The sequence below is a fragment of the Streptococcus sp. E17BB genome (assembly GCF_041807725.1).
Taxonomy (GTDB): domain Bacteria; phylum Bacillota; class Bacilli; order Lactobacillales; family Streptococcaceae; genus Streptococcus; species Streptococcus entericus.
In genome coordinates this window covers 1-6,970 of record NZ_JBGTZC010000059.1, presented here as the reverse complement: position 1 = coordinate 6,970, position 6,970 = coordinate 1, and the positions used below count along the sequence as shown (strand labels likewise).

8 protein-coding genes and 1 pseudogene are annotated in these 6,970 nt (G+C 42.2%); 8 read left to right on the top strand and 1 reads right to left on the bottom strand.

Annotated features, from left to right (window positions below):
- Window positions 1-29: 29 nt before the first annotated feature.
- Window positions 30-257 (bottom strand): annotated as a pseudogene (locus ACERC7_RS10200) (XRE family transcriptional regulator); the annotation flags it as partial.
- A gap of 381 nt (window positions 258-638) precedes the next feature.
- Here ACERC7_RS10200 and ACERC7_RS10195 point away from each other — a divergent pair.
- The 8 genes from ACERC7_RS10195 (at window position 639) to secE (ending at window position 6,753) form a co-directional block, all read left to right on the top strand.
- Entirely contained in the window at window positions 639-1,046 is a 408-nt protein-coding gene (locus ACERC7_RS10195; RefSeq protein ID WP_373659647.1) for a hypothetical protein, read from the top strand.
- A 92-nt stretch (window positions 1,047-1,138) separates the two neighbouring features.
- Window positions 1,139-1,921, top strand: a complete 783-nt coding sequence (locus tag ACERC7_RS10190) for an ABC transporter permease (RefSeq protein ID WP_373666868.1) — start codon at window positions 1,139-1,141, stop codon at window positions 1,919-1,921.
- A gap of 340 nt (window positions 1,922-2,261) precedes the next feature.
- Window positions 2,262-2,669: a hypothetical protein gene (locus tag ACERC7_RS10185; protein ID WP_373666867.1), complete on the top strand. Its 408-nt coding sequence runs from the start codon at window positions 2,262-2,264 to the stop codon at window positions 2,667-2,669.
- 9 nt (window positions 2,670-2,678) lie between these two features.
- Entirely contained in the window at window positions 2,679-3,308 is a 630-nt protein-coding gene (locus tag ACERC7_RS10180) for a lantibiotic ABC transporter permease (protein WP_373666866.1), read from the top strand.
- Window positions 3,305-3,943, top strand: a complete 639-nt coding sequence (locus tag ACERC7_RS10175; protein WP_373666865.1) for an ABC transporter ATP-binding protein — start codon at window positions 3,305-3,307, stop codon at window positions 3,941-3,943. The genes ACERC7_RS10180 and ACERC7_RS10175 overlap by 4 nt, the downstream gene beginning before the upstream one ends.
- A 154-nt stretch (window positions 3,944-4,097) precedes the next feature.
- Window positions 4,098-6,377 carry a penicillin-binding protein PBP2A gene (gene pbp2a, locus ACERC7_RS10170; protein WP_373666864.1) on the top strand — a complete coding sequence of 760 codons (2,280 nt, stop codon included), beginning with the start codon at window positions 4,098-4,100 and terminating at the stop codon, window positions 6,375-6,377.
- Between the two features lie 50 nt (window positions 6,378-6,427).
- The gene (rpmG, locus tag ACERC7_RS10165) at window positions 6,428-6,580 is read left to right on the top strand and encodes a 50S ribosomal protein L33 (RefSeq protein ID WP_083907125.1); all 153 of its coding nucleotides are present in this window, start codon (window positions 6,428-6,430) and stop codon (window positions 6,578-6,580) included.
- A complete protein-coding gene (gene secE / locus ACERC7_RS10160; RefSeq protein WP_026216633.1) occupies window positions 6,577-6,753 on the top strand; it encodes a preprotein translocase subunit SecE in 177 nt (58 codons plus the stop codon). The genes rpmG and secE overlap by 4 nt, the downstream gene beginning before the upstream one ends.
- Window positions 6,754-6,970 lie beyond the last annotated feature (217 nt).

Sequence of the window (6,970 nt, the reverse complement as noted above, 5' to 3'; positions counted from 1 at the left end):
TTAATCCACTCAAGGTATACGCGGTCTTAAGAGGATAGAAATCTTGTTCGCTCTCGTTCTACTTTATAGAGATATTCCAAATCATCATAATTTTTATCATTCAGTAGTTTATCTGATAGTTGTTTGAACTCAGATAAGTCAAATGTTAATTCTATTTGGTCATTGAAAAAATAATCCAAAGGGACTTCTAGATTTTGGGATAGTTGGAACAAAAGTTCTGCAGAAGGCATCAAATGATTACGCTCAATTTTACCAATCTAACTTTGTTCACAAATCCCATCAGCAAGGACTTTTTGAGAGAGTCCTAATTCTTTTCGTCTCATTTTGAGTTTGTCAGATATCATTGTCATCACCTTGCTTCTTTTCANCCCATCAGCAAGGACTTTTTGAGAGAGTCCTAATTCTTTTCGTCTCATTTTGAGTTTGTCAGATATCATTGTCATCACCTTGCTTCTTTTCATGGTATATTATCCTCATTGTACAAAAGTTAGTCATAAACAGCAACATTTTTAATTTTAAAATTAAAAAAATCAAAAAATACACAAATATAATTGACAGGAAATTTTATATATGATAAGATTAAATGAAAGGGANNNGCAATTCTCATATGAAATATAATAAGTAGAAGGACTAATAACATGAAAGATATTTTAAAAAAGAGCAGTATTACTGCTTTGGCAATTGTGGGAATAGGTGTAGTTATTTCCCAAGTGTCAGCAAGACAAATTGGAGATTACGATGTTACTATTCCTCGATTTGGAAATATTACAACGACCACTTTGTATAAAGAAAATCATACAAATGGAGTACATCAGAACGATGCCATTGGGGGGAATAAGAGAATCAATACCTCTATTCAGCTTTCAAGAACTGGAGCGGACATTACCGGAAGCTATCAGATGGGGCCAGGAGATGTTATTTATATGCCTTATCATGGAGGTGCAGGTGCATATATTGGTAGTGGGACAAAATTGAGTATTGCAACACCTGTATCTACGGTTGTAAAAGTACAAGCTCAGGGTTCTTGGAGTCCCGACGCACAATAAGAAATTAATAGATATAACGGTAATTTTATTTTAGGGGGAGGAGGCGACTGTCTTCTCCTTTGGTGTTATCATAGATTATTGAGGACGATAATATGATAAGTTATTTTTCAGCTGAGTTAAAGCGAGCTGTCTTATCTCAAAAGAACCTTATAGCTATGTTGCTGGTATTAGTCAGCCTCTTTATCGGAATGATGAGTAGCTGGGATTCAATCGCTGAATTTAAGGGAGTGTCGCTCTTCTTATATGCCTTTTCTTTGGGGTCAGGTGCTATCTTGCCAGTCGTAGCACCTCTGATTGTAGGTCTTCCGTTCTCAAATGCTTACTTGGAGGATAGGGAGAACCATATGATTTATGGGATACTGACCAGAACCACTCTAAAAACCTACTATATTGTGAAAATAGCGTCTAATAGTTTAGCGTCAGCGCTGTCTATCATGCTTCCCTTGACCTTATTCTTACTCACCAATAGGATCATGTTGCCATTTGAGAAAGGCTTGTATTTCGGTGAAATTGGTGGTGCGTGGTCGTCTGTTTTTCGTCAGCATCAGATGTTGTATGCTATCCTCACGGTGATAAACAGCGGTATCTTTGCTGCGGTCTATGCCAATCTCGGGTTGGTATCGACTTTCTTTATCCGTAACAAGCTAGCTTCTGCCGTTATTCCCTTTGGCTTATACCTGCTCCCGTCATTTGTTTTTCCGTTTATAAGACTGGATAGATTTGAACCAGTCACAACGTTTGATCTAACCGCCAATACGACAGCTAATGTTTTATCGGTCTATGGTCAGCTGTTGCTAATCCTATCTGTGACGCTTGTCGTCGGGTTTTTCAGACTAAAAAAGGAAGTGATCATTGATGATTCAACGGATGATTAGGCTTTTGGGGCAGAGGTATGAGAGAAAATTAGTTGTGTATGTCTTACTGCTGTTTTGCCTAATTAGTTTCAGCTTTCTCCAATTTAATCTGTCGTCATCAGAAAAAAATTTTTGGCTCTGGCAGCTTTATCTGACCAGTGATTTATACACTGCTATTGTGGGAGTACCCTTGGTCTGTTTAATCGGTAGCAGTTTTATCTCCAGACTATTTTTTCCGAGCCAACTAGCTCTACTACGTTTCAAAGATAAAAAACGGTTATTTAGGCATCAGTTCTTAGTACAGGTCATTTTTGGGATAACATTTGTCTGTTTACTGGCTTTAATGGGGATCCTGATTGGTATGTTTACAACAAATGTCAATGTGGCATGGACACCAGAAACGGTTAAGCACTACACAGACCTGTTTTCAGCACAGCCGTCTCTTGGCAGAAGCTTGCTTAGTCAAACTATCTTAGTCGCAATTAACTTTTACTGTTATTTATTCTTTTTGCTAAATCTTCATCAGTTTTGCCGACTGCTCTTCAGCGATAAGGTTTCTTTATTTTTAATGATAGCTTTTATCTTCTTTCAATCCTTTATCTATAAATTGACGATTTACTCACCTGTTCTTTCCTTGCTACCGATTTATCACTACCAAGCGGTTCATGTTGGAGCTGTTTGGGAAAACATGGTGTACTGGCTGTCTGGTAACCTTTCTTTGATAGCGATGACCTATATTCTGGCGATAAGACGGAACTATACAGACTAAGGAGATGCGATGTTAACAGTCTTGTTCAAGAAAAATATAACCCCAAAAATCGTACTTGCTGTGCTGGTGTTCTTTTTCCTGCTTCATTTATCGGGTCACTATATGCTCGGTACGGAGGCTGAAGAGAGTGTGCTAGATTACTACCAGCTGAATTATCGCCATTTTTACCTTATTGCTAAGCACATCTCACCTATTCTCTTGTTCTTGTTTTTATTTGTGTTTAAGATTGATATGACAGAGAGTTATACTGGTTTACTCATTATGCGACAGGGCAATCAATATAAACACTTGTTGGACATCAGTTGCTATATCGCCTTGGTGGGAGCTGTTTACTGGTTGCTTTATTTTCAGGTGTTTTACCTCTTATCCGGAACCAGCCACATGCTCTCTCTTAGGGAGATGATCAGGTTGATAGTCATCATTGCTCAAACAAGCAGTTTATATTTTTGTTTATCTAGGGTGTTTAGAAATGCCCAAACAGCGGCGCTCATCTCTTGCGCAACCGTGGTTTATTTGAGTATGCAATCGCAAGGCATGGCTGATTGGCTCACATTAAGTCCAGTTCCGTTACTGGTCATCGTTACTAATCTACTTTTCATCATTATTGACATCACTAAGAAAGGAGTATTGCATCTATGAAGACAATTGAGATTAAGGAGATGTCGTTCTCTTTTGGGAGGCAAGATATTTTTAAACAGCTTAACGGCTCCTTTGCTTCTGGAGAAATCGTGGGCATCACTGGTAAAAATGGTTCTGGGAAGTCGGTCTTGTTTAAGATCATTGCTGGCTTGGCAAAGCCAAAAGAGGGTGAAGTCTGGGTCAATGGGAGAGAGGTTGCGACATCCACACGGTTTGCGGACAAGATTGGGGTACTGATTGAGGAACCATCGTTTTTGCCTGAGCTGACGGCTTACGATAATCTAGCTCTGCTATTGAGCATTAACCAAAACGTTTCCAAGGAAGTCATAGAAGGTGCGCTGGAGGCGGTGGATTTGCTGGCATTTAAGGATAAGAAAGTCAAGCACTTCTCTTTGGGCATGAAAAAGAAAATGGGCATCGCTCAAGCCATCATGGAGCATCCCAAGGTGTTATTGCTTGATGAGCCGATGAACGCCTTGGATGCAGATGCTGTGATGAAGATAAGAGAGCTGATTTTGCGACTGGCTAAACAAGGAACAACTGTTTTGATGGCTAGCCACAATCAAGAAGACATTGACTGTTTGTGTCACAAAGTGTACAAGGTTGAAGATTACAAGCTGGTCGAACAGTCATAGTGCGGTAAGTCAAGTATCGTTATAAAAAATGAGCAATAGGGGCACTCACTCAATGAAACTACTTGCTCATTTTTATGTGGAGAGAAAGACTAGTTCAAGAGGCATTTTACAGCAGAAATATGACTTTTTTGCTGTTTTTTTTTATAATCAGGTTATGACACTATTAGATTTATTAAAGAAAAAATTTTTGAAGCCATCATCGAGCGAGGCGAGTGATGAGTATGGCGATGTCTCCTTGGAGGATACGGTCGTTTTTACTCAGCTGTCAGAAGAACCGCCTGCAAAACCGACCTACCGTCGGCGACGTAGCCAGAAGGATGACATGGAACAAGATGAGAGGACGAGTCTACTTAGCCGATTTCGGTTACCGACATCCCATCCCCTTCGTCGCTACTGGCGCCGTTACCATGTCGGCAAGGTGCTCTTACTCATGGCTGCGTTGTTTGGTCTTGTGGTAGGAGGCTACTTGTTTTATCTAGCCAAAACGGCCAAGGTCTCTGACCTTCAGGCTTCCCTAAAGGCTGTCACGGTCATCTATGACCGAAACAATGAGGAGGCAGGCAGCCTGTCTGGTCAAAAAGGCACCTATGTCGAACTAGATGCCATCAGTGACCAGTTGGAGCAGGCAGTGATTGCCACAGAGGACAGAACCTTTTATGACAATAGCGGGATTAACTTTCAGCGAACCTTTTTAGCGCTGTTGACTTTAGGGAAATCTGGTGGTGGCTCAACCATCACCCAGCAGTTGGCTAAAAATGCTTACCTGACCCAAGATCAGACCATCAAGCGTAAGGCCAGGGAATTTTTCTTGGCGCTAGAATTGACTAAGAAGTACAGTAAAAACGACATCTTGACCATGTACCTCAACCACGCTTATTTTGGTAATGGGGTCTGGGGCGTGGAAGATGCCAGTCAGAAATACTTTGGGGTGTCAGCCGCTGAGCTGAGTTTAGATGAGGCGGCAACCTTGGCAGGTATGCTCAAAGGTCCAGAGATTTATAATCCCTATGCTTCTCTGGAAGAGGCCACCAATCGTCGAGATACGGTGTTGCAGTCCATGGTAGAGGCAGGCTACATCAGTCAGGAAGTTGCTGATCAGCATATGGCGGTAGCAATGGCAGAGCGTTTGGCTGATACCTATGCTGGCAAGGTGGATAATTACGCTTATCCTTCCTATTTCGATGCGGTGGTCAATGAGGCGATTGCCATGTATGGCTTGAGTGAGAAAGACATCGTCAACAACGGTTATCGGATTTATACCGAACTTGATCAGAACTATCAAAGTGGCATGCAACAGACGCTTGATAATGATGAGTTGATTCCTGTATCTGAGATTGATGGCAGTCAGGCGCAGGCGGCCAGCGTGGCTCTAGACCCGACGACAGGAGGTGTTCGTGGTCTGGTCGGTCGTGTCAATAGTAGTGAACAGCCGACTTTTAGAACCTTTAACTTTGCAACGCAAGCCGAGAGAAGTCCGGCATCAAGCATTAAACCCTTGATTGTCTATGCACCAGCTCTTGCCAACGGCTGGGCAACGGATAGCCTCTTGCCTAATAGCCATCGTGATTTTAACGGTTATGCCCCACATAACTTTGGCGGTTATGAGTCTGAGGATGTGCCTATGTATCAAGCCTTGGCACAGTCTTATAATATCCCAGCGGTGTACTTGACCGAGCAGATGGGGATTGACCAAGCCATCGCTTATGGCAAACAGTTTGGCTTAGAGATGGATAAGGCTAATCGAGAATTAGGCATTGCGCTGGGCGGTAGTGTAACGACCAATCCGTTAGAGATGGCGCAGGCTTATGCGACATTTGCTAATGGCGGGGTCATGCCTAAGGCCCACCTCATCACCCGAATCGAGACAGCAGACGGACGTGTGATTAAAACCTACAAGCCGACAAGTCAGCGCATTTTGATCAAGGCTGTAGCAGACCAGATGACCAGCATGATGCTGGGGACTTTTTCAAACGGTACAGGGGTGCGTGCCAATGTCTACGGTTATACCTTAGCAGGGAAAACAGGAACAAGCGAAACAGCATTTAACCCAGAGCTTGTTGGTGACCAGTGGGTGATTGGTTATACGCCTGATGTGGTCATCAGCCAGTGGGTCGGCTTTGAGCAGACCGATGAGAACCACTACCTCAGTGATGCTAACGCTTATATGGCACCACAGCTCTTTAGCACGCAAGCAAGCTATATCTTGCCTTACACGGCAGGCACGTCTTTTTCTGAGGAAAATAGCTACGCGCTGGATGGTATCGCCCCAGAATATACTGATGAAGCCAGCCAAACAGAATCTCAAGACATCATCGATGGGCTTCGCCAATCAGCTCAAGAAGCCGCAGACAAACTTCGCCAAGCCGTCGACGACTCAGGTTTAAGAGAAAAAGCCCAGAACCTCTGGGATCAGCTGATCAATTATTTCAGATAAGTTGCCAATTGTTGTCAGATATGATAGAATAGGGTGTAAAAGGAGGCCTTATGGCACAAAAAAAAGCAAGTCTAGCCTGTACAGATTGCGGTAGCCGTAACTACTCGATTAGTGTCAGTAGCAACCCAAAACCCACTCGGCTAGAAGTCAAGAAATTTTGCAAGCATTGTAAACAGTACAGCTTACATAAAGAAACACGATAGGAGAGCTCATGGGCATTTTTAAGGTTTTACGAGATACCACTTGGCCAACACCAAAACAGGCATGGAAGGACTATATTTCCATTCTTCAGTACACCGCATTTTTCACACTCATCATTTTTATCTTTGACAAACTCTTGTCACTAGGTATTTTTGAGTTGATTAACAAATTTTAACCTGAATCAACAGAGGTTTCATCATCAACTAATGTTGAACGATACTGACATCGAGAGAGGATCAGAGTTGTCTTCTCTCGTTTTTTCTTCTATTTTTGGCTCTATAATTTCTGTAGTGGGTAAATCCACCATGGAGATTATAGAGCCTTTTGAGTGTAGAAAAAAAGTTCCATATGACCTACAATGAAAAGTGCTTAAACAACTCATTAGAAAGACA